Raw genomic sequence first — 20,306 nt, 5'->3', positions numbered from 1 at the left:
CGCCGGGGCGGACCCGGGGGCGGCGGCTCTGCGCTCCGCCGTTCCCGTGCCGCGGCTCACCGGCAACACCGCCGGGGCGCCGCCGGCGCCGTCCTCGCGGCTCTGCGCGGGGCGCCGTAGCCTTCACCGGCGCTGCCCGCTCAGAACCCGGTGCACGAGGTCGCCGGTGAGTGTGCCGAACCCGGTCGCCGCCCACACGCTGTCGTCCGCGGGCACCTCGTAGTAGGGCACCGTGCGCCCGTCGTGCTCGGCCGGCAGCACCGTCGGCCGGACCCGCTTGTCGACCGCCTTGGCGCACGCAGCACACAGCGGCACCCGGATGCTGCGGCTGCCGCCGAACTCCCGCCACTGCACCGGGCGGGTCCGGCTGCCGTGCAGCGGGTTGGCGTAGCAGGGGCGGCGCGGCGTGTCGCGCCCTGCCAGCGCGTCCTCGGCCAGGTCCAGCAGGACGAGCACACCGACCGCCTCGGCCAGTGCGGGTCCGTCGGCCTTCATCCGGTCGTGGACCCGCGCGGCGGCATCACGCGCGTCCAGAGCGCGCGACAGGTGGCGCGGGGACACCCCGGTCGCCGCGCTGAGCCGCTCGCCGAGCTCGATGAGGTCGCGCTCGCCGCGCTCCATGAGGGCTTCCAGCTGCGCCCGGTCGGCGTTGTCGAAGGCGGCGTGCTGGGGAACGGCTGCGGAGGCGCGGCGGCGGCGCAGCAGGAGAAGCCCGACCCCGGCCGCCGGAAGCACCAGGGCCGCGAGCCCGGCCCACAGCACCCACGGGGGCAGGCCCGCGAGCCGGGAGGCGGTAGGCGGCTCGTAGTCGGCCGATGCCTTCTCGTAGGCGGCCGCGGGGTCCGCGGAGTTGGCGGTCTCCACGGCCGACTCCACCCGGTCGGCGATCGAGACCCCGTCGTCCTCCCGGTGCAGGGCATCGGAGGTCAGGGCACCGTAGAAGGCCTCATCCGAGCTGTCCGGGCCGAAGTCAGCGCCGGTCAGGCTGCCCTCGTAGGCCTGCTCGTAGGCCAGCATGTGCCGCGTGCCGCCGCCCATGCGGTCGTTCACGGCGGTCAGCAGCGCTTCGGGGTCGCCGTCCCAGGCGTCGCCCGTGGCCAGGGGAATCGCGACGACGTACAGGTCGAGCGGCCCCTGCGCGATCAGGTCCGCGATGCGCTCGCGGTCGGCCTCGGGAAAGGCGGTGTCGTAGGCGGGGTCCACGTGGACCGGGGAGTCGGCCAGGGACTCGGCGATCTCCTCGGCGGGGGTGGAAGCCGCACCGCCGGAGCCGGAGCCTGGACCGGAGCCCGGGCCGGAGTCCGGCGACGCCGCGGCGTCGGCTGCGACCGGGTTGAGAAGCATCGCCAGCGAGGTCAGCATCGCGACGGCTCGGACCCTAGCTGACATGGTGCTCCTTCAACAGTGCCTCGACCATGGAGGCGGGGGCGTCGGCGCCGAAGCGGTGGCGGATCCACGGGTCGTTCGGCTTGGAGTCGTAGGCGTGCGCGGTTCCGCCGGACCGCAGCCGCAGCACGCCGGCGGAACGCACCTCGGGGCGCAGTGCCGCGCAGCGCGCGCACACCTTGGCGTTGCCGTTGCGGCCCACCCGGGTTCGGCTGCGTTCGGTGGCCCACGTGTGGAGCGGGTTCACCGCGCACGGCTCCCGCCGGGAGCCGCCGGCATCCTCCGCCTCGGCCAGCACCCGCCGTGCGAGGACCACCACGCCCAGCAGGTCCAGGGTCCGCGGTCGGCCGTCGAGGGTCAGCAGCGCGGCGTCGGCCTGGGGGAGCAGCGCCTCGGGCGGGCCGCCGTCGGGGCGCGCGAGCAGCGCGCGCAGCCGCGCGGTCTCGCGCCCCGCCAGGCGGCGCAGCGCGCGGTCGCCGACGACGGTGCCGCCGCCGCGCCACATCTTGCGGGCGTACAGCAGCAGCCAGACCAGGGCGATGGCCGCAGGGGCGACGAGCAGGCCGAAGGCGAAGAGCCCGGGGGCCACACCCTCCGCCCAGTAGCGCTCCATGCGCGGAGCCGGGATACCGGGTTCCTGCTCGGTGAACTGCGGCGTGTACGAACCGCCGCCGGTGAGTTCGACGTCGTCGAGCGCGGCGACGGCCTGATGCAGGGCACCCGCCGGGTCGGCCGCCTCGATCCGCTGCATCGCGAAGGCGAAGGAGTAGTCGGCCCCCAGACCGTGGGTGGCGGCCCCGACACCGGTGGCGCCGCCGACGTCCCGCCCGGCGACGAGGTAGACGCCTTCGCGCTCGGCCAGCGACGCCAGCGCGGCGGCGAGCACCTCGTGGTCGCCGCCGGACTCGTCGTCGGCGTCCAGCGGTACCACCGCCGCGTACACGGGCACCGGCGCCCGGCCGATCTCCTCGGCGACGTCGTCCAGCCCCTCGCGCGGCAGCCGGACCAGCGGGTCGACGTAGAGGGGGTCGTCGCCCAGCGCCCGGGCGACATGCGCCACGCGCCCGGTGGAGATGACGTAGGGCTCCTCCATGCGGGCCGACTCCTCGGCGTCGGGCGTCTCGTGGTCACCGGCGGGCGCTGCGGCCACCCACCCCGCCGGCGCGCTCACCGCCCCCACGGCGACGGCCACGGCGCCCACCCCGACGGCCGCGGCCGGGCGGAGGCGCCCGCGGCGCGCCAGCCGCCAGACCTGCCACCCGCCGACGGCCACGGCCGCTCCGCCGACGGCTCCGACCAACAACCCGAGGGTCTCGGGGCCATCGGGACGGCTGGGGTGCAGCCCGGCGAGGACATCCGCGCGGAACGGCCAGGGCCGCTCGCGTTCGGCCTGCAGCTCCTCGGCCGCGGCCGGGTTCTCCAGCGCTGCGACGATCACCTCGGCCACCTCGGTCGCGGGGTCGTCGTAGCGGAGCCCGGGGTCGGTGAGCGCCACGTGCAGCGCGGTGTCCGTGTCGGCCTCGACCCCGTAGGACTCGATCTCCAGCACGCTGCCCTGCGGCCCCATGACCGCATACACCCCGTCGGAGCCCAGGCGGTCGTGCAGCGCCGGCGCGATCTTCTCGTCCCCGACCGCTGAGCCCGGCCCGAGGAAGGGGGTCACCACGATGTAGTACGGCAGATCCAGCCTGCCGAAGGTGGTGTGGAGCTCGTCGGTCATCTCCTCGGGCTTCAGCGTTCCGCCGACGGCTCCGTCGACCACGACCGCGGCACCCTCGGGCTCCTCCGCGAGCAGTTCGGCGTAGTGCTCAGCCGGCGTGGCGGGCGGCTCGACGTCGGCTTGGGCTTCGCCCGGGAGCAGGGCGAGGAAGGCGAGCGCCGGCAGAGCGGGGATGGCCGACAGCTGCCGGAGGGATGGGGGAAAGGCGGTCACCGGGTCATCGTAGCCAGTCCTCGTCCCGTTCCCCGGCCGGGCCCCGGGGAGCGCAGGACCCTCGGCGGCGCCACCCGTGCGAGGCGCTCGCCGCCGCCCTCATAGCCCTCACCCGCGAGGTGTGGCGCCCCGGGGCACGGTCCAGGCGACCGGCGCATCGCCACGCTCGGTTCGGCGTGGTGGTCGCCGCACACCGCGACCGCCCGCGCCGCCGCCTCGGCCCTGAGCCGTCGATCGGATCGGGACCGGCGTCCGCACCGGCCCAGGAAAGGCGCCATCTCCGGTCGCCGACCGCTTCTGAGGCGTCCTGCAGGCGCAGCGTCGGCTCCAGTGCGACGTCCTCTCGGCCCGCGTCCGGCGGCAGGCCGCCCTCGGGTGGTGCCGCGCGGACGATTCCGACCGCAGACGCGGCTTCCCACCGCCCCCATGCCCGTCGACTCTCTGCTCACCTCTCGGGTGTCCGCGTCCGCGTCCGTGCTCCCGGTCGCGTCGCGGGGGGCGGGGCTAGGGTGGGAGCATGATCGCGATTGACTCTTACGAACTGAACGACGGCGGTTCGCTTCCGGTGGTGGGTTTCGGCACGGTCTCGCTTCGCGGTGACGACGGGGTGGCCGTGATGCGCACGGCTCTGGAGTCCGGCTACCGGCTGCTCGACAGCGCCGTCAACTACGGGAACGAGGAGGAGGCCGGCCAGGCGGTGCGCGCCTCCGGTGTGGCTCGGGAGGACGTGCTCATCACCACGAAGATCCCGGGGCGGCACCACGAGTACTCCTCGGCCGTGGAGTCGGTCGAAGGGTCGCTGCGCAGGATCGGGTCCGACTACCTCGACCTGTGCCTGATCCACTGGCCCAATCCGAGTGTCGGCAGGTACCTCGAAGCGTGGCGCGCCTTGGTGGACCTCCGCGAGCGGGGCCTAGTGCGCTCCATCGGCGTCAGCAACTTCACCGAGCGGCACCTGCGCGCCGTCATCGACGACACCGGTGTCACACCCGCCGTCAACCAGATCGAGCTGCACCCGTACTTCCCGCAGGCCGCGATGCGCGAGGTCAACGCCAAGCTGGGCGTCCAGACGCAATCGTGGAGCCCGTTGGGCAAGCGGAGCGCCCCTTTCTCCGAGCAGCCGGTGTCCCAAGCCGCGGCCGCGCACGGCGTCACGCCGGCGCAGGCCATCCTGCGGTGGCAGTTGCAGCTCGGCGCGCTGCCCATCCCGAAGTCGACGGACGCGCAGCGGCAGCGGGAGAACCTCGACCTCTTCGGCTTCGAGCTCACCGATGCCGAGGTCTCCGCGATCAGCGGCCTGGCCCGCGACGACGGGCGCCTGTTCGGCGGAGATCCGGACGTCCACGAGGAGATGTAGCCGCTGGACGGCGGCCGGGCCCGGGGCGGGGTGCGTGCCGTGCCCGCACCCCGCCCCGGGCTCCTGTGGTGGCGGTGGCGTGCCGAGATCGTCCGGGCGGCCGGCCGGTCGGTCGCGTTCGCGTGGTCGGGCTGTCAGAACGCGGCGATGGGGTTGACCGGGATGCCGGTCAGGGCGCGGATGCGCGGCGGGGCGACGGTCAGCGGGGAGCTGTAGCGATGGAGCTGCTCGCACCGCGCTGCGAGGTCGTCGAGCGCGACCGCGTCGACCAACGGCAGCCTTGGCGCCGTGGCAGCGAGCCTGCGCCGCAAAGCGTGCTCGATTCAAGTGATTCCGTGGGCATCGGGCTTTCAGTCTTCTAATTCAGTCGTCGCGTCGCTATCATCGGGTTGATCCGACGACTGGAGGATCATGCCGACTCCACGGCCGCTCATGCCCGCGGAGACGGCCAGACATGAGCGAACATGGCTGGCCTTCCCGCCACCGAACGACACCTTCGGCGAGGAGGGCGCGCCGACGCTGGAGCAGGCGAGACGGCGCTGGGCGGACGTCGCGAACACCGTCGCGCGCTACGAGCCTGTGACCGTGGTCGCCGGGATCGGGCAGGGCGCGGCCGCCAAGCCGCTCCTCGCGCCCTCGGTGACGGTGGTCGAGCTGCCCCTGGACGACGCCTGGATGCGCGACAGCGGTCCCACCTTCGTCCGCGACCCGCTCAGCCCCACCGGACTCGGCGCCGTCGACTGGGTGTTCAACGGCTGGGGCGCCCAGAGCTGGGCCGGTTGGGAGCGGGACGACCACGTCGCCGGGCAGGTCGCCGCGCTGGCGGGGTGCCCGGCGCAGCGGAGCCGGCTCACGACCGAAGGCGGCGGCTTCCACGTCGACGGCGAGGGCACCGTGCTGCTCACCGAAACCGTCCAGCTCGACCCGGACCGCAACCCCGGCTGGAGCGCCGCCGACGTCGAGTCCGAGGTGCACACCAGGCTCGGCACGACGAAGGCGATCTGGCTTCCGCGCGGGCTGACCCGCGACTACGACGAGTTCGGTACGCGGGGGCACGTCGACATGGTGGCGACGTTCGTGCGCCCCGGAACGGTCGCGGTGCACATGCAGACCCATCGGGCGCACCCGGACTACGACGTCACCGGCGAGATCGCCGAGCTTCTGCGCGACAGTACCGACGCCGAAGGCCGAAGGCTGGAGGTGATCGAGGTAGCGGGACCGACGGTGCTCGAGGACGGCGACGGCCGCCCGGTCGACTACTCCTACATCAACCACTACGTCGCCAACGGCGTCGTCGTCCTGGGCGCCTTCGACGATCCGCACGACGCCCGCGCAGCCGATGTGCTCGCCGCCGCCTACCCCGACCGCGCGATCGAGCTGGTCGACGCGCGCGAGATCTTCGCCAGCGGCGGCGGCGTCCACTGCATCACCCAGCAGCAGCCCGCCGGCCCGCCGGTCGACCCGTGACCAGCTACTGAGAGGGGAACCGATGCAGCTGATCACCGCCGAATCCACGGATTCGCCGGCCAGGGTGGCGGAGCCGAGCCGCGCCCCGCTGACTGTCGGGCTGGTGCAGACGCGCTGGCACACCGACCCTGCCGAGCACATCCGGGCGCTCACCACCGGCATCCGCACGGCCGCCCGCGCCGGTGCGAGCCTGGTGTGCCTGCCCGAGCTGACGCTTTCGCGCTACCCCGCCGATACTCGGCCGACCGGCGAGGCCGCCGCGGCGGCCGAGGACCTGGAGACCGGTCCGACCTACTCCTTCGCCGCCACGGCCGCGGCCGACGCCGGCGTCGCGGTGCACGCATCCCTCTTCGAACGCGCGGACGGACCGGACGGCCGCGGCTACAACACGGCGATCCTGGTCCACCCCGACGGCACGCTGCTCGGCCGGACCCGCAAGCTGCACATTCCCGTGACCGCCGGGTACTACGAGGACCACTACTTCCGCGGCGGGCCGGCCGAGCCCGATCCCCACCCCGTTGTCGAACTGCCCGTGGCCGGCGCGCAGGAGCCTGCGCTCCTGGGCCTGCCGACCTGCTGGGACCAGTGGTTTCCCGAGGTCGCCAGGGCGTACTCGCTCGCCGGCGCCGAGATCCTCGTCTACCCGACGGCCATCGGCTCCGAGCCCGACCACCCCGGTTTCGACACCGGGCCGCTGTGGCGCCGGGTGATCGTGGGCAACGGCATCGCGAACGGCACGTTCATGGTGGTGCCCAACCGATGGGGCGACGAGGGCGTCATCACCTTCTACGGCTCCTCGTTCATCTCCGACCCCTACGGCCGCGTGCTGGTGTCGGCACCGCGGGACGCCGACGCCGTGCTCGTCGCGCCGCTCGACCTCGACCAGCGCCGGGACTGGCTGACCCTGTTCCCCTTCCTCGCAACGCGCCGACCCGACGCCTACGGGATCTTGACCAGGACGGACCAGGGGCATGGACGGTGACACGTCCGCCAGGAGCCGGAGCGGCGGCCGGCCGTCAACGAAAGCCCCGCTCACGGCGATCCGGCTGCGGAAGGCCCGCCCCGGGCCGGCCGGCTGCGGCTCCTCCCCGGCGGCACCGGGCTGATCATCGGCGGAGCACGGCATCCATGGCGGCCACGTCACAGCACGGTCGCCGCCCCCTCCCCGGCCCTCCGCAGCGGCGCCCGCCGGGGGAACCGGGGAACACCGCACCGGGCAGTCAGCGGTGGCAGGCGGCGAGCGCGGTCAGGACCACGTCGACGAGCCGTGGCTCGGGATAGGGATCGACCGGTTCGCCGGCGGCCGTGAGGGTCTGCGGGCGGGCGTAGGCGAGGCCCACCAGGCAGTCCAGGGCGAGGTCGACGTCCACGTCCACGGGAAGTTCGCCCCGTTCCACCGCCTTGTGCAGCATGGCGGCGCCGGCCGCGCGGCGGGGTTCGCGCAGCGCCGCGTAGAAGGAGTGTGCGAGGCGCGGGTTGCGGACGGCCTCGGCCCCGAGGTCGGCGATGATGCGGGTCGTGCGCATGTCCTGCCGGAACGCGGTGGCGTGCGCGACATAGTCGCTGACGTCCCCGCGCAGGGACCCGGTGTCGGGGATGGGCACGGCACGCCCGGCCAGGTCGGCCACGATGTGTTCGACCATCTCCCGTTTGGACGCCCAACGGCGGTAGATGGCGGCCTTGCCGACCCCTGCGCGCCGGGCCACCGCCTCCATGGACATGCCGACGTAGCCCGACTCGGCCAGTTCGTCCCGGACGGCCGCTGTGATCGCGTCCGTGACGCGCCCGCGCAGCTGCGCTCCTCCGCTCGCCGGTCGTGATCGGCTCCGTTCGTTCATCACCGCAAGTCTAATCCGAGACGGAACGGTTGCGTTCCGACAAGCGGTACGCCTAAGCTGTTGAATGGAACGATACCGTTCCGTCTTGTTGGTTTCAGGTGCGCTGGGAGCCGTCGTGGACATGGTGGGCGCGGTACCGGATACCGATGTACTCGTGGTCGGTGCCGGCCCTGCCGGATTGGCGCTGGCCTGCGCGCTGCGCCTGCAGGGGGTCTCGGTTCGCGTGGTGGACGCGGCCCCAGGGCCGGCGTCGACCTCGCGGGCGAACATCCTGCACGCGCGCGGGGCCGAGGTGCTGGACCGGCTCGGCGCCCTCGGCGAGCTGCCGGAACGTGCGCTGACCGCATTGACCGTCACGCAGTACCTCGACGGGCGCTCGGCGATCACGGTCCGCTTCGGTGACCACGGACTGGGCACCGCCCGCCCGGCGCTGTACGTCTCGCAGGCCGACATCGAGGCGGAGCTGCGGCGCCGATTGCACGAGCTGGGCGCCGGCATCGACTGGGGTACCGCTCTGGTCGACGCCGCCCAGGACGGGCACGGCGTGACCGGCGTGCTCGACGACGGCCGGACGGTGCGATGCCGGTGGCTGGCCGGCTGCGACGGGTCCCACAGCACCGTCCGCAAGCTGGCCGGCATCGGGTTTCCCGGTGTCCGCCTCACCGAACCGTTCCTGCTGGCGGACGTGCACGCCGACATGCCGGTCGATCGCGCGGGAGGGCACGGCTGGCCGCACCGGGACGGCCCGTTCTTCGCCGTGCCGATGCGCGAGGTCGGCCGTGCGCACGACCTGTGGCGGTTCATGGTCTACGACCCGGCCGGCGGCGACAGTGTGCAGGGCGAGCAGGAGGTCCTGGAGCGGATTCGCAGGCTGGTGCCCGAGCGCACCGGACGAACCGACATCCGCATCGAGGACGCGGTCTGGACCTCGGTCTTCCGCGTCCACCGCCGACTGGCCGATACCTACCGTCGGGGCCGGGTCCTCCTCGTCGGCGACGCGGCCCACATCCACAGCCCGCTCGGCGGGCAGGGCATGGTCACCGGCATGGGCGATGCGGAGAACCTCGCCTGGAAACTGGCACTGGTCGTTCGCGGGCTGTCCGCGGACCCGCTGCTGGACACCTACGAGGCCGAGCGCCGCCCACTTGCGACCGGCGTGCTGGCGCGGACCACGACCGCGACCCGCCTGCAGGTCGGTGACACTCCGCTGATGCGGTTCCTCAGGAGGCGGGTGCTGGTGCCGCTCGCCGCGATGCCGTCCGTGCAGCGGCGGGCCAGCCGCCTCGCGTCCCAGCTGTGGGTCACCTACCGCAACGGCCCCTTGGCGCGCGGCACCCGTTACCGGTCGGGAGGCCGGCCGCGCCAGGGCGACCGCGTCCCGGACCTGCCCTGCACCCGCCCCGACGGCACCCGCACCCGCCTGCACGCCGAACTCGGCGCGCAGTGGGCGCTGCTGGCCCCCGCTGGAGACGGCGCGGACCATCTCACCGAGGCGCGCGGACGCCTCGGCGACGCCGTCGCGCCCCTCGACTTCGAGACCCGCCACGGTCGGCGGGAGCTGTGGCTCGTGAGGCCGGATGCCCACCTGGCCTGGCGCGGCGGCCGCACTGAGGCATCGCGCCTGGCTCGGTGGCTCGACGAGAGCCTGCACCCGAACCGGTCGGGCTGACCGAATCGGCGGCCGTCAGTCCGCGCGGCCGTGGCCGGGCCGGTTGTGCCGGTGATGGGGACGGGCTATTGTGAGTCATGTAGACGTACTAGTAACTCTACATAGAGTCGCATGAACGGGGAGACGATGTCCGTACCGCTGTACACCGCGACCGCCACGTCGACCGGGGACGGCCGCGCAGGAGGCCGCGCGGTCACCGATGACGGCCTGCTCGATGTGACGCTCGCCCCGCCCGCCCCGATGGGCGGCCTCGGCGGCGCGACCAACCCCGAGCAGCTGCTCGCCGCGGGCTGGTCGTCGTGCTTCCATTCGGCACTCAAGCTCGTGGCCTCGCAGCGCAAGGTGTCCCTGGTCGACTCCACCGTGGCCGCCGAGGTCTCGGTCACCGCCACGGAAACCGGCGGATTCGCCCTGAGCGCCGCGCCGCGGGTGCACATCGGCGGCGGGATCGCCGTCGAAGCGGCCGAGAGCCTCACCGCCGCGGCACACGAGGTGTGCCCGTACTCCGCCGCGACGCGCGGCAACGTCCCCGCCGTCCTCAGCACCACCGCCGCCTGACGGCCTTGCACAGAAACAGAGAGAACATCATGACCGTGTCCGAGACCGCTTCCCTGTCGACCTACGGCAGCGCGCTGCGGCGCCTGTACCTCATCCGGTTCGCGTTCGCCGTCGTCTGGGCGGCGCTCCTCTTCCTCACCTCGACCATGACGGGCCCCCTTCTGACGGTCGTGCTGGTCGCCTATCCGCTGTTCGACGCGGGAGCCGTCCTGTGGCAACTCCGCGCCGACCCGGACTCCGGGCGGTCGAAGGTCGCGGGGTGGATCAACGTGGTGGTCAGCGTCGTCGTGGCCATCGCCCTCGGTGCGGCGTCGACTGTGGCCGTCGCCGCGGCGCTCGGGGTATGGGGTGGGTGGGCGATCGGCTCCGGCATCCCCCAGCTCGTCACCGCCGTCCGCAGTCGGCGCTATGGCGGCCAGGTGCCGCAGATGCTCAGCGGCGGCATCTCCGTGCTGGCCGGAGCCTCGTTCCTCGCCCAGGCCGTCCAGGGCGGCGGCAACATCGCCGGTGTCGGCGGCTACGCGGTCCTCGGCGGCATCTTCTTCCTCATCTCGGCGATCCGCCTGGGTCGCACCGCCAAGGAGATCTGACGCATGGACACCACACGGCACCGCGAACGCGCCGGCGGCCGACGGGCACGAGGCGGCCGTCTCCGTCCGCACCCCGGCCCGCCTCGCCCAGGCCGCGCAGGCGCCCGGTCGAGTACGTCGAAGGCACCGGAGCCTCCCACACATGCCGGCACCGCCGTCCAGGTTCTGCCTGGTCGGCAGCCCGCGGCACGTGTGAGCGGGGCTCCGGCCCTCACGCGAACGGTCGCTGCACACCGCCTAGTAGTAGAGCAGCGCCCGGTCCCAGTCCTCGTGCGCGGCGAAGAGGCTGCGCGGCTTGATGACGTCCTGCGACCGGGTGAGCGCCTCATACGGGACGAGTGTCCTCGGGGCGACCGGGCGCGCGTCGACGGGTACGCCCAGTCTCCCGCCGACGGCCGATTCCACTGCGGCCCGGGCGGCTTCGCGGTGCTCAGAGGCGACCTCGAACTCCAGCGTCAGCCGCTCTGCGCCGGTCCGGGCCCTCCAGAAGACCACCCCGTACGCGGCGGGGAGCGAGAACACGGCCTCCTCCAGATCGTGCTGAGTGACGGGGGTGCCCGCGACGCTGTGGTCCAGGGCGGCCCGGCCGAGGACCCGCACGGTCGGCAGCGGCCACGCGCAGGAGCACCCGGCGTAGGACACCTCCACGTCGTCCTCGAGGTCGTACCGGAGCAGGGGCATCGCCTCCCGGTACAGCGGTGTCACCACCAGGTGCCCGCTGCCCTCCGGTGACGAGGCGCCGGTCGCGGGGTCGACGACCTCGAACAGCACCCGGTCGGCCCACAGGTGCAGGTTTCCCGCCGGGCACTGCCCCGCGAGACTGCCCGTCTCCGTTGATCCGAACTCCTCGACGACCGGCACTCCCCAGATGTCGCTGATGCGGCGGCGCCGGGCCGCCGTCAGCGGGTCTCCGCCGACGAACAGCGCCCGGAGCCCGGGGAAGTCGGTGCGCGGGTCCAGGCCCGCCGTCTCGGCGGCGGCCGCCCACAGCAGCGTTTCGGTGGCCATCGACCAGGTGAGGCTGACCTCCAGTTCCCTGATCACCTCCACGGTGCGCGCGAGCGGTGTGGCCGCCGAGCGGTTGTCGGCGGGCACCACGGTCGCGCCCCGCGACCGTGCGGCCGCGTGCGCGAGGTGGCCGGTGAGCATCAGGGCATAGGGAGTGCGCACCAGGAAGGTGTCCTCGGCGGTGATTCCCACCCACTTGCGCGCGTACCGCTCCACGAGGTCGTCCCAGTCCTCGCGGGTGTAGTAGGACGGGGTCGCCTGACCCGCCGTCCCGCTGGACTCGTGGTAGGTGGCGAGCCGGCTCCGGTCGACGGCGAGCATCCCGAAGGGCCGGCCCGCGCGCAGGTCCTGCTTGGTGGTGAGGGGGAGGCCGCTCAGGTCCGCGGCGGTCGGAAAGGCGCCCGCGGTGGCGAGCCGGTCGCGGTAGAAGGGTGATGCGGACGCCCACTCCATCACTCGGGGGAGCCGCTTGCGTTGGATCTCGGCGAGTTCGTCGAGGGTGTTCCACCTGAGGTCGAACGGCGGTTCGGCGGTCATGGCCGGCTCCTTCACTGCTCGCGGCAGAACTCGGCGATCGGGTAGCCCACGTGCCGGTCCTCGGTGGGCAGGTAGCCGAGCACCGTGTCGCCGGGCTTGAGTTCGGTGGAGTTCAGCACCCGATCGCCCGGCCCGAGGACGCGCACGTGCCAGTCGTCCTGCAGGATGAGGTTGGCGACGGTTCCCTCGGGCGAGACCGCGTTGACCGACAGCAGCGGTCGGCTCTCGATCTTGACGCGGCCGACGGTGACCATCCGGGTCCGTCCCGCGGTGTCGACGGCCATGACGGAGCCTCCGGCGCGCAGTTCACTCAGATAGTTCGTATGCCCGTTCTTCGACAGGGTGTAGGAGTGGATGGCCCCGGCGTTGACGCGGAACGGACGGGTGGGCATGTAGGGCAGCGGGTGGGTCTCGCTGACGCACAGCACCATTCCCTTGGACGTGGAGCCGACGAGGATGCCCTCGTCCTCGCCGAAGTAGGTGCAGGTGTCCACGCAGGCCCGCTCGCCCATGCCGACGTGGGCGACGTCGGTGACCTCCAGCTCGACGAGTCCGAGGTCGGGCACCTGGGCGGAGGCGGCCTCCCGCAGCCGGGTGGCGCCGCCTACGGAGCCGGGGGCCATCATCACGCCGTCCGACCCGTGCTCCAGGACGCCGAAGATGATCTCGGCCTCCTCCACGTCGCCGGCCCGGGTGATGATGCTGCCCTCGGCGCGGGCGGCGGCGGCCAGCACGATCTCCAGGGGGATCTTGGTGGGGTCGCGGAAGTCCAGGAGGCTGAACGCTTCGGTTCGAGCGGCCTCGCATGCGGCCTCGAGTGTGGCCGGATCGACGATCTCCACGTAGACGCCGAACTCGACTCCGGGGTGGTGCTCGGCGAGCTCGCGGGTGGTGATCCCGCGGGCGTGGTCGACCACCACCAGGTCGGCGCCGGTGAGGTCCTCGGGCAACGCCTCTCCCAAGGCGAGGTAGACGCGCTTCACGGTAGGCGGCAGCTGTACCAGGTCGTCCAGGTCGTCGCTGACCACGGCGTCCACGCGCTGGTGGACGGACTCCTCCATGATCGCCTTCGCGAGCTCGCCGGTGCCGCGGACGTCGATCCAGCAGAGTTTCATGTCGTGCTCCTCGTGCATTGGTGGGTGGGACCGGTTCCGGGAGAAGGGGTTCATACGGGCGCGAGGGAGGTCGCGGGCTCGCCGCTCCGGGCGAGTCCGAGGAGGTCGTGCAGTAGCCGCACGGCATCGGCCGTGCGCTCGCGGGGCACCACGGCCGAGGCGCGCAGCGGCGATGCGGACACCCAGGAGACGGGTATGCCGGCCTCGCGCAGCGCCCGGAGCGCGGTCGCGGCGAGACCGGGCATGTTGTGCGTGCGGTCGGCGACGAGAGAGACCTTGCCGACGTGTTCGTCCACGGCCAGCTCTGCGCCGGCGGCGGCCAGTCGCGACCGCAGTGCGGGGATGATTTCGGGCAGGTCCTCGGTGCGCAGGGTGCAGCCCAGGCGCAGCCGGTCCTGGCTGGGCAGGGTGTGTCCGACGAGGTCGACGCGTACGGAGCGCTCGGCGAACAGGCGCAGCAAGTCGGAGGCCAGCGCCGCGGTCCCGGAGCCGCCGCGTATCAGCAGGCGCGCGGTGTCGGGGTCGTGAGCCAGCGCCGCCACCGGCGGCGCGTCCGTCGCGGGGGTGCCGCCGACGAGCGATCCCGGTCCCCGCCCGGAAGCGTGGCGTACGCGGATCGCCACCCCGCGTGCGGCGGCGAGCTCGACGGAGCGGGAGTGCAGGACACGGCTTCCGGCGTAGGCCATCTCCGCCATGACCTCACCGGGCACGTGCGCCAGGACGTGCGCGTCGGGGACGATGCGGGGGTCGGCCGTGTAGACGCCGTCGACGTCGGTGCGGATCTCGCAGAGCGGTGCGTCCAGCGCTGCGGTGAGCGCCACGGCGGTGGTATCGGACCCGCCCCGCCCCAGCGTCTGCACGTCTCCGCCGCGGCCCTCTCCCTGGAAGCCGGCCACCACCACGGTGGCGCCCCCGTCCAGGTGGTCGCGGACGCGTACGGGGGAGAAGGCGTCGATCATGCCCTCCCCGTGCCGGCCTTCCACGGTGATTCCCGCCTGGGGCCCGGACAGCGAGACGGCGGGCACCCCCAAGCGGTGCAGGGCCAGAGCCAGCGTGGCCGCCGAGGCGTTCTCACCGGTGGCCAGGAGCTGGTCCACCTCCCGGCACCCGTGCGCGGTGCCCAGTTCGCGCGCCGTCCTCAACAGGTCGTCGGTGGTACCTCCGCGTGCGGAGACCACGACCACGAGGGGGCCCTCCGCGTGGTGCCGGTCGCGGACCCGTTCGGCCACCCGCCGGACGTCCTCCAGCGACGCGAGCGAGGAGCCGCCGTACTTGTGCACCACCGCGCCCGCGGGTGCACCGCCACTGCGATTTCGACCGTCCACGGATCTCCCTCAGTCGCCCTGCTTGCGGCCAGGAGCAATCCTGGTCCGCGGCGGCGGGCCGGGGCATCACGCAGAACCGTGAATCGGCTGCCCGGTGGGATGTGGTCAGGCGCAGGACGCACGGGCCAGCACGAGGCGGGCGAGCTCCACCCGGTTGCGGACCGCGAGCTTGCGGAAGCTGCTGCGCAGGTGGCTGTCGACGGTGTGCGGGGACAGGAACAGCCGCTCGGCGACCTCTTGGTTGGTCAGGCCGTCGGAGACCAGCAGCGCCACCCTGCGCTCCGAGTCGCTCAGCCCCTCCCACTCCCGCCCGCAGCCGGGCCGGCCGTTCAGGGACGAGCCCTCCGCCGAAAGCTTGCGCATCGCGTTCGCGGAGCGCTCCATCGAGCCGCGCGCGCCGCACCGCCGGTAGTCCTCGTGCGCACCGGCCATCAGCTCCACAGCGCGGGCCGGGTCCTCGCGCAGCGCGGCAGCCTGCGCCGCGTCCTCGCCCGCATGCGCGCGGGCGAGGACGCGGGGGCTGTCGGTGTAGCGCTCGACCGCCGCCTCCAGGAGCCGCCGGTCCTTTCTGAAGAGGCCTTCGGCATGGCGGGCGGCGCCTTCCAGGGACGCCACTCCGGGATTGTCCCGCGCGAGTCGGAGGCTGGTGCAGACCACCCGCTCGGCCGCATCGCGGCGGTCCGCCGCGAGGGCGAGGCGCACCAGTCCCGCAGCGGCATCCGGCGAACGCAGCAGCAGAGTCGCGTTCTCGGGCACCCGGTCGTAGATCGCGGCCGCGACGGCGAAGCCGCTCGGTGCGGTGGTCTGGTACGCGGTCGCCAGCGCCAGCCCCAGCGCCGTCTCCTGCCAGCGCGGGCATGCGGGCGCCTGCTCACCGGCCAGGACCCGGTTGAAGTACTGGGCGGCGGTGTAGGCCTCGCCGCGCAGCAGGTGCATCTGGCCCAGGAGGGAGCGCACTTCGCGGCCCAGCTCTCCGCTGGGGTCCGCCCCGGGGTCCACGCCCCGGCACACCGCCTCGGCCCGGTCCAGCTCGCCCCGCCACAGCAGCAGCTGGGCGCGCCCCGCCTCCCAGAAGACGCGGCCCGGGTCACCGGCGAGGGCCTCCTCGCGCTGCACCATGTCGACGACGGCCAGGGCGTCGTCGAACTCGTCCCTGGCGGCGAGCGTCACCGCCAGGACCAGCCGGGCCGTCCTTTCCACCCCCGACGCGTCGGGCGAGGACTCGGTCACGCTCAGGGTCCGGCAGGCCAACCGCTGGGAGGCGGCCAGGTCGCCGTCGCCGAAGGCGAGCCGCACCCGGACGAACTCCGCGCGGGCCTCGGCGGACCGGCTGCCGGTGCTGCGGGCCAGCTCCACGGCCTCCTCCGCAGCGGCGGCGGCCTCCGCCGACCGGCCGTGCTCCAGAAAGGAGGTCGCCTGGACCGCCTGCAGCCCCGCCTGGGCCGCCGAGCCGGGCTCGACGGCCTTCAGGGCGCGCTCGACGTGGTGGGGGAAGTTGAGCATCGAGGCGAGCTGGGGAGAGGCCTCTTGGACGACGGTCAGCGCCGCGCACAACTGCGACGCGGAGTCGATGGACTCCAGGACGGTGGTGATGACGTCGTGCGCCTCCGTGAGCCGGCCGCGGGCCGTCAGCAGGTGGACGGTGTCACCGAGAGCCCCCGCCTCCACGTCGCCGGCCGCCAGAGAGCGGGACAGGTAGGCCGCCAACTCCGTTTCGGTCTCGGCGCAGTGGACCATGTGCCGCACCACCTCGGTTCCCCCGCGGTCGCCCTGCTCGCGCAGCATGGCCGATGCCTCGCGGTGGAGCGCGTGGCGAGCGGGCGGACTGATCGTCAGGTACACCGACTCGAGCGTCAGGTCGTTGGCCACCTCCAGCCTGCCGTCCCGGCTGACCATGACCTCGTTGGCCAGGGCCTCCTCCACCGCCGGGATGAGCGCGGCCGCCTTGGCGTCCAGCAGGCGGGCGGCCTCGTGCAGGCTGAAGGGGCGCTCAAGCACCGCGCCCACCTGGAGCAGAGGGTGCACGGCAGGGGACAGCTTGTGCAGCCGGTCGACCACCCTCCGGTGCACCGAGCCCGGCAGGTCGGCCACCTCCAGCGGTAGGCCCTGGTCGAGGGCCGCGGGGTCCTTCAGCGCCGCCACCACCTGCATGAGCAGGGCGGGGATGCCCGAGCACTTCTCCTTGAGGCCCAGTTGGGCCCGGGTGGGCTCGCCCAGCGCGCGGCGCAGCAGGTCGGCGACCTCGTCGTCGGCCAGCGGCCCCAGACGCAGCAGGCTGCCCTCGCCTCCGGTGAGCTGCTGCAGCACTTCGGCGACCGAGCCGCGGTCCGACATGGGGCACCGCGCCACGAGCCAGAGAATCGGTTCGCTGCGCGTGTGCTGGGTCAGGGTGGGCAGGATGAGCGCCGTCATCTCATCGCTCCAGTGCATGTCGTCCAGGACGATCACGAGCGGCTGGCGCCGGGCGTGCTCGGTGAGGGCCGTGGCCAGGCGGAGCGAGAAGTCGAACACGCAGCCCGAACTCCCCGTGCCCGTCGGCGGCGACCGGTGGAGCTCCGGACGCCCGACGAAAAGCCTCATCAGGGTGCTCCACGGAGCGACCCGGTCCAGCCGGGTGGCCGTCCCCCGAAGGACGAGCATGCCCAGTTCCTCCGCCTCGCCCGCGAGCTGCGACACGAGGCGGGTCTTGCCGATACCGGGCGGCCCTTCGACGGTCACGTGCCGCCCGTCGCCGTACAGCGTCTCTTCCAGTGCTCTGCCGAGTTCGTTCAGCTCGTGGGTGCGGCCGGCAAGCGTGTCCATGGAGGAATCCCCGGTTCCCTCTCCTGCGCATTCGAACGGCCCCGTCACGATAAGTGCACGGGACAACACGGTGCAGTAGGCATTATTGAAACGATGCGACGATGTCTCGGTTCTAGGTGATGGACGCCTGCGGAACACAGCATGAAAAACCGCTATCGCGAAGTCGATTGCGGCGCCCCGAAGGCGGCTAATTGATCTTGAAAAGCGAGTCCACGAGTTTGTCGGCCCACGTGGAGTCGTATTCCTCGAAGTAGGGGAATCCTCCTTCGGGCGGCGGCGCGGTCCAGTGGTAGCGCACACCCGGGTTGTGCTCGGCGAAACCCTCGGCGAACACGTGGGCACTCCCCTGGATGTGCGGCCCCCGGGCCGTTCGCCACTGCTCGAAGACCTCCGCGCGCCCCCCGCCTCGGGACAGCTCCTGCTCCAGCGCCGCGGCGTCCACCGCGGGGCACTCCTCGGCGACCTCCAGCACGACCGGCAGGATGCTCACGCACCGGCCCTGCTCGTACAGGGCCCGCCGCAGTGCCGTGTCCAGCTCGTCGCTTGCGGAAAGGCCTCCCACCCGGGGGGACTTCGCGGCTTGGACGGCGTCGAGGGCGGGCAGCGTCGTCACCGGATAGGCCGACTCGGGCCCCGGCCACAGCCGCCAGCGCAGATGCGGCAGCCGGGCGGCGATGACCACGAGCTCCGACTCCACGATGTACTTCGGCGTGGGCATCCGGTTGAACAGTTCGAGAGGGAACGCCCGGTGGTCGACGGTCAGGTCGGCGCCGCGTTCCCGCGCCCTCGCGTGGAGGGTCTCCAGCGCCAGAGTGGCCCAAGGGCACCCGATGTCCGACCACACCGTGACCACGCTGGACTGCGTATTCGCAATTGAGTTCCGGTCACCCGGTGTGCTGTCAACTGAAGGCATGAATATCCTCGGTAGGTCGCGGGCCGGGGGGCGCGGGCCAATGCTAGGGGACAGCGTATGCCGCCACCCCCATTATGGCCACCCTCGGCCACGCCGGCCTTGATTGCGGAAATACCGAAGCCGATCACGGGAATACGTGATGGCGACTCAGCGCGCGCGCCGAAACAATTGCGGAGATCCGCGGACGCTGAGGAGTGAGAAGTGGACATCGGAAACGATCGCACGCCGCACGAGGCCGGCATTGTGGTGGTCGGCGCCGGTCCCGTGGGGACGACGCTGGCCTTGGAGCTGGCCCGCCAGGGTGTGCCGAGCACCCTGGTGGAGCGCCACACCGCACGTTCGCCCTATCCCAAGATGGATTTCCTCAACGGGCGCAGCATGGAGCTCCTGCGCCGCCTCGGCGTCGTGGAGGAGATCCGCGACCGAGGGGTGGGCCCCGAGCACGCCTTCCGGTTCCAGTGGAGCCGGACCTTCGCCGAAAAGCCCCTGATGACCTGGGAGTACTCCTCCGTTGAAGAGTTGTGCAAGCGCAACGCCGAGGTCAACGACGGAACGAGCGCACTGGAGGCCTACCAGCGCCTTCCGGGCAACATCCTGGAGGAGATCCTGCGGGACCGGGCCGCCGCGCATCCCCTGGTGGACCTGCGCATGGGCACGAAGGTGGTGGACCTCGACCAGGACGCCGACTCCGTGCGCGTCCGGCTCGACGACGGCCGCGAGCACACCGTGCGAGCCGACTACGTCGTCGGCTGCGACGGGGCGGGCAGCGTCGTGCGAGGGGCCGCGGACCTCACGCTGAGCGGGGAGGGGCCCGGGGGCAACCACCGCGACGTGTACTTCCGCAGCTCGGATCCGCTGTTGCGCCGCCACGGCCACTTCTTCCTGGCCGTCGTGGCAAGCGGGATCACTTTGGTCTCGCGGGACGAGAGCGACACCTGGACGGCCTTCTTCCCTGTCAGCGAGCAGGAGGAGGCGGCCGACCCCCTGGACGTCATGCGCCGCCGCATGGGCGTGGAGCTGCGGGTGGAGGAGGTCCTGCACACGGCCATGTGGAAGGGCGCGATGGCCGTCGCCGACAGCTACCGCGACGGCCGGGTCCTCATCGCGGGCGACGCGGCCCATCAGTTCTACCCCACGGGCGGGCACGGTGCGAACACCGGTATCGGCGACGCCGTCGACCTCGCCTGGAAGCTCGCCGCCCAGACCCACGGGTGGGCGGGCCCCGGCCTCCTGGACAGCTACGAGGCCGAGCGCCGGCCCGTCGCCCTGTTCAACCGGGAGATGTGCGCCAACCTCCTGGAGGTGTGGGGCCGGTTTCCGCGGCTCGCCGCCTCCGGCGCCACCCGCGAGACGCTCGCCGGATTCCTCCGTGAGGAGGAGCACCAGGTGGAGAACCTGGCCATCCATTTCGACTACCGCTACGCGCACTCGCCGGTGGTCGTCGGCGAGGAGGGCACCGAACCCGCCTGGTCCTGGCGCCACACCACCCCCTCGACCTGGCCGGGATCGCGGCCGCCGCACGTCTTCCTCGCCGACGGGTCGGCGATCTTCGACCACCTCGGTGACGGCTTCACGCTCGTGGACTTCACCCCCGACGGGGCCGGGGCCGCCGCCGTGGATGCGGCGCGGGCATCGGGAATCCCGCTGCTGCACCGTCGCGTGGACGACCCGAACGGCCGCGCCGTCTGGGAGCGGGACCTCGTCCTGCTCCGTCCCGACCAGCACGTGGCCTGGCGCGGGACGGAACCGCCCGGCGACTGGCGCGCGGTGCTGGACACCGCGCGCGGCGCACCGCGCCGTTGACGGCG

Annotated in this window: 16 protein-coding genes; 7 read left to right on the top strand and 9 right to left on the bottom strand. The window is 72.9% G+C overall.

Features of this window, described 5'->3' with window-relative positions; genetic code table 11:
• Positions 1 to 123: 123 nt before the first annotated feature.
• Positions 124 to 1,389 (bottom strand): hypothetical protein, encoded by a 1,266-nt coding sequence (locus tag ABD284_RS17725; protein WP_344144811.1) that lies wholly within the window; start codon positions 1,387 to 1,389, stop codon positions 124 to 126.
• Positions 1,379 to 3,319, bottom strand: a complete 1,941-nt coding sequence (locus ABD284_RS17720) for a hypothetical protein (RefSeq protein WP_344144809.1) — start codon at positions 3,317 to 3,319, stop codon at positions 1,379 to 1,381. Before ABD284_RS17720 ends, ABD284_RS17725 begins: the two co-directional genes overlap by 11 nt.
• A gap of 517 nt (positions 3,320 to 3,836) precedes the next feature.
• Between ABD284_RS17720 and ABD284_RS17715 the strand changes: the two genes are divergently transcribed.
• Positions 3,837 to 4,676 carry an aldo/keto reductase gene (locus ABD284_RS17715; protein WP_344144807.1) on the top strand — a complete coding sequence of 280 codons (840 nt, stop codon included), beginning with the start codon at positions 3,837 to 3,839 and terminating at the stop codon, positions 4,674 to 4,676.
• A gap of 134 nt (positions 4,677 to 4,810) precedes the next feature.
• Here ABD284_RS17715 and ABD284_RS17710 read toward each other — a convergent pair whose 3' ends face one another.
• Entirely contained in the window at positions 4,811 to 4,948 is a 138-nt protein-coding gene (locus ABD284_RS17710) for a hypothetical protein (RefSeq protein ID WP_344144805.1), read from the bottom strand.
• A gap of 139 nt (positions 4,949 to 5,087) precedes the next feature.
• On the opposite strand from ABD284_RS17710, the gene ABD284_RS17705 reads away from it, so the two are divergent.
• Both ABD284_RS17705 and ABD284_RS17700 read left to right on the top strand, forming a co-directional pair.
• A complete protein-coding gene (locus ABD284_RS17705; RefSeq protein WP_344144803.1) occupies positions 5,088 to 6,143 on the top strand; it encodes an agmatine deiminase family protein in 1,056 nt (351 codons plus the stop codon).
• A gap of 22 nt (positions 6,144 to 6,165) precedes the next feature.
• Positions 6,166 to 7,125, top strand: coding sequence for a nitrilase-related carbon-nitrogen hydrolase (locus ABD284_RS17700; RefSeq protein ID WP_344144801.1), 960 nt, complete (start codon positions 6,166 to 6,168; stop codon positions 7,123 to 7,125).
• Positions 7,126 to 7,363: 238 nt separating this feature from the next.
• Here ABD284_RS17700 and ABD284_RS17695 read toward each other — a convergent pair whose 3' ends face one another.
• Positions 7,364 to 7,981: a TetR/AcrR family transcriptional regulator gene (locus tag ABD284_RS17695; RefSeq protein ID WP_344144799.1), complete on the bottom strand. Its 618-nt coding sequence runs from the start codon at positions 7,979 to 7,981 to the stop codon at positions 7,364 to 7,366.
• A gap of 85 nt (positions 7,982 to 8,066) precedes the next feature.
• On the opposite strand from ABD284_RS17695, the gene ABD284_RS17690 reads away from it, so the two are divergent.
• The 3 genes from ABD284_RS17690 to ABD284_RS17680 all read left to right on the top strand — a co-directional run bounded on the left by ABD284_RS17690 (position 8,067) and on the right by ABD284_RS17680 (position 10,798).
• Entirely contained in the window at positions 8,067 to 9,650 is a 1,584-nt protein-coding gene (locus ABD284_RS17690) for an FAD-dependent monooxygenase (RefSeq protein ID WP_344144797.1), read from the top strand.
• Positions 9,651 to 9,761: 111 nt separating this feature from the next.
• Positions 9,762 to 10,208: an organic hydroperoxide resistance protein gene (locus tag ABD284_RS17685; RefSeq protein WP_344144795.1), complete on the top strand. Its 447-nt coding sequence runs from the start codon at positions 9,762 to 9,764 to the stop codon at positions 10,206 to 10,208.
• A gap of 35 nt (positions 10,209 to 10,243) precedes the next feature.
• Positions 10,244 to 10,798, top strand: a complete 555-nt coding sequence (locus ABD284_RS17680; protein WP_425573288.1) for a hypothetical protein — start codon at positions 10,244 to 10,246, stop codon at positions 10,796 to 10,798.
• 237 nt (positions 10,799 to 11,035) lie between these two features.
• Here the strand turns inward: ABD284_RS17680 and ABD284_RS17675 are convergent, their stop codons facing one another.
• From ABD284_RS17675 to ABD284_RS17655, 5 genes are all read right to left on the bottom strand, one after another.
• On the bottom strand, positions 11,036 to 12,343 hold the full coding sequence (locus ABD284_RS17675; RefSeq protein ID WP_344144791.1) for a phenylacetate--CoA ligase family protein: 1,308 nt from the start codon (positions 12,341 to 12,343) through the stop codon (positions 11,036 to 11,038).
• A gap of 11 nt (positions 12,344 to 12,354) precedes the next feature.
• On the bottom strand, positions 12,355 to 13,458 hold the full coding sequence (locus ABD284_RS17670; RefSeq protein ID WP_344144789.1) for a 3-dehydroquinate synthase II family protein: 1,104 nt from the start codon (positions 13,456 to 13,458) through the stop codon (positions 12,355 to 12,357).
• Between the two features lie 50 nt (positions 13,459 to 13,508).
• Positions 13,509 to 14,783 (bottom strand): aspartate kinase, encoded by a 1,275-nt coding sequence (locus ABD284_RS17665; RefSeq protein WP_344144787.1) that lies wholly within the window; start codon positions 14,781 to 14,783, stop codon positions 13,509 to 13,511.
• A 105-nt stretch (positions 14,784 to 14,888) separates the two neighbouring features.
• Positions 14,889 to 17,585 carry an ATP-binding protein gene (locus ABD284_RS17660; protein ID WP_344144785.1) on the bottom strand — a complete coding sequence of 899 codons (2,697 nt, stop codon included), beginning with the start codon at positions 17,583 to 17,585 and terminating at the stop codon, positions 14,889 to 14,891.
• A gap of 187 nt (positions 17,586 to 17,772) precedes the next feature.
• Entirely contained in the window at positions 17,773 to 18,438 is a 666-nt protein-coding gene (locus ABD284_RS17655) for a DsbA family oxidoreductase (RefSeq protein WP_344144783.1), read from the bottom strand.
• A gap of 261 nt (positions 18,439 to 18,699) precedes the next feature.
• On the opposite strand from ABD284_RS17655, the gene ABD284_RS17650 reads away from it, so the two are divergent.
• On the top strand, positions 18,700 to 20,301 hold the full coding sequence (locus ABD284_RS17650) for an FAD-dependent monooxygenase (protein ID WP_344144781.1): 1,602 nt from the start codon (positions 18,700 to 18,702) through the stop codon (positions 20,299 to 20,301).
• Positions 20,302 to 20,306 lie beyond the last annotated feature (5 nt).

Source organism: Streptomonospora arabica (assembly GCF_039531585.1).
Classification (GTDB): domain Bacteria; phylum Actinomycetota; class Actinomycetes; order Streptosporangiales; family Streptosporangiaceae; genus Streptomonospora; species Streptomonospora halophila.
Note: the sequence above shows the minus strand (reverse complement) of the source record. Positions and strands in the feature narration are given on the sequence as shown.

Bases quoted from the DNA above. Each gene is read 5' to 3' on its own strand.
- ABD284_RS17660 (WP_344144785.1), bottom strand. From the start codon at position 17,585: ATGGACACGCTTGCCGGCCGCACCCACGAGCTGAACGAACTCGGCAGA.
- ABD284_RS17715 (WP_344144807.1), top strand. From the start codon at position 3,837: ATGATCGCGATTGACTCTTACGAACTGAACGACGGCGGTTCGCTTCCG.
- ABD284_RS17685 (WP_344144795.1), top strand. From the start codon at position 9,762: ATGAACGGGGAGACGATGTCCGTACCGCTGTACACCGCGACCGCCACG.
- ABD284_RS17705 (WP_344144803.1), top strand. From the start codon at position 5,088: ATGCCGACTCCACGGCCGCTCATGCCCGCGGAGACGGCCAGACATGAG.
- ABD284_RS17695 (WP_344144799.1), bottom strand. From the start codon at position 7,981: ATGAACGAACGGAGCCGATCACGACCGGCGAGCGGAGGAGCGCAGCTG.
- ABD284_RS17675 (WP_344144791.1), bottom strand. From the start codon at position 12,343: ATGACCGCCGAACCGCCGTTCGACCTCAGGTGGAACACCCTCGACGAA.
- ABD284_RS17700 (WP_344144801.1), top strand. From the start codon at position 6,166: ATGCAGCTGATCACCGCCGAATCCACGGATTCGCCGGCCAGGGTGGCG.
- ABD284_RS17670 (WP_344144789.1), bottom strand. From the start codon at position 13,458: ATGAAACTCTGCTGGATCGACGTCCGCGGCACCGGCGAGCTCGCGAAG.
- ABD284_RS17725 (WP_344144811.1), bottom strand. From the start codon at position 1,389: ATGTCAGCTAGGGTCCGAGCCGTCGCGATGCTGACCTCGCTGGCGATG.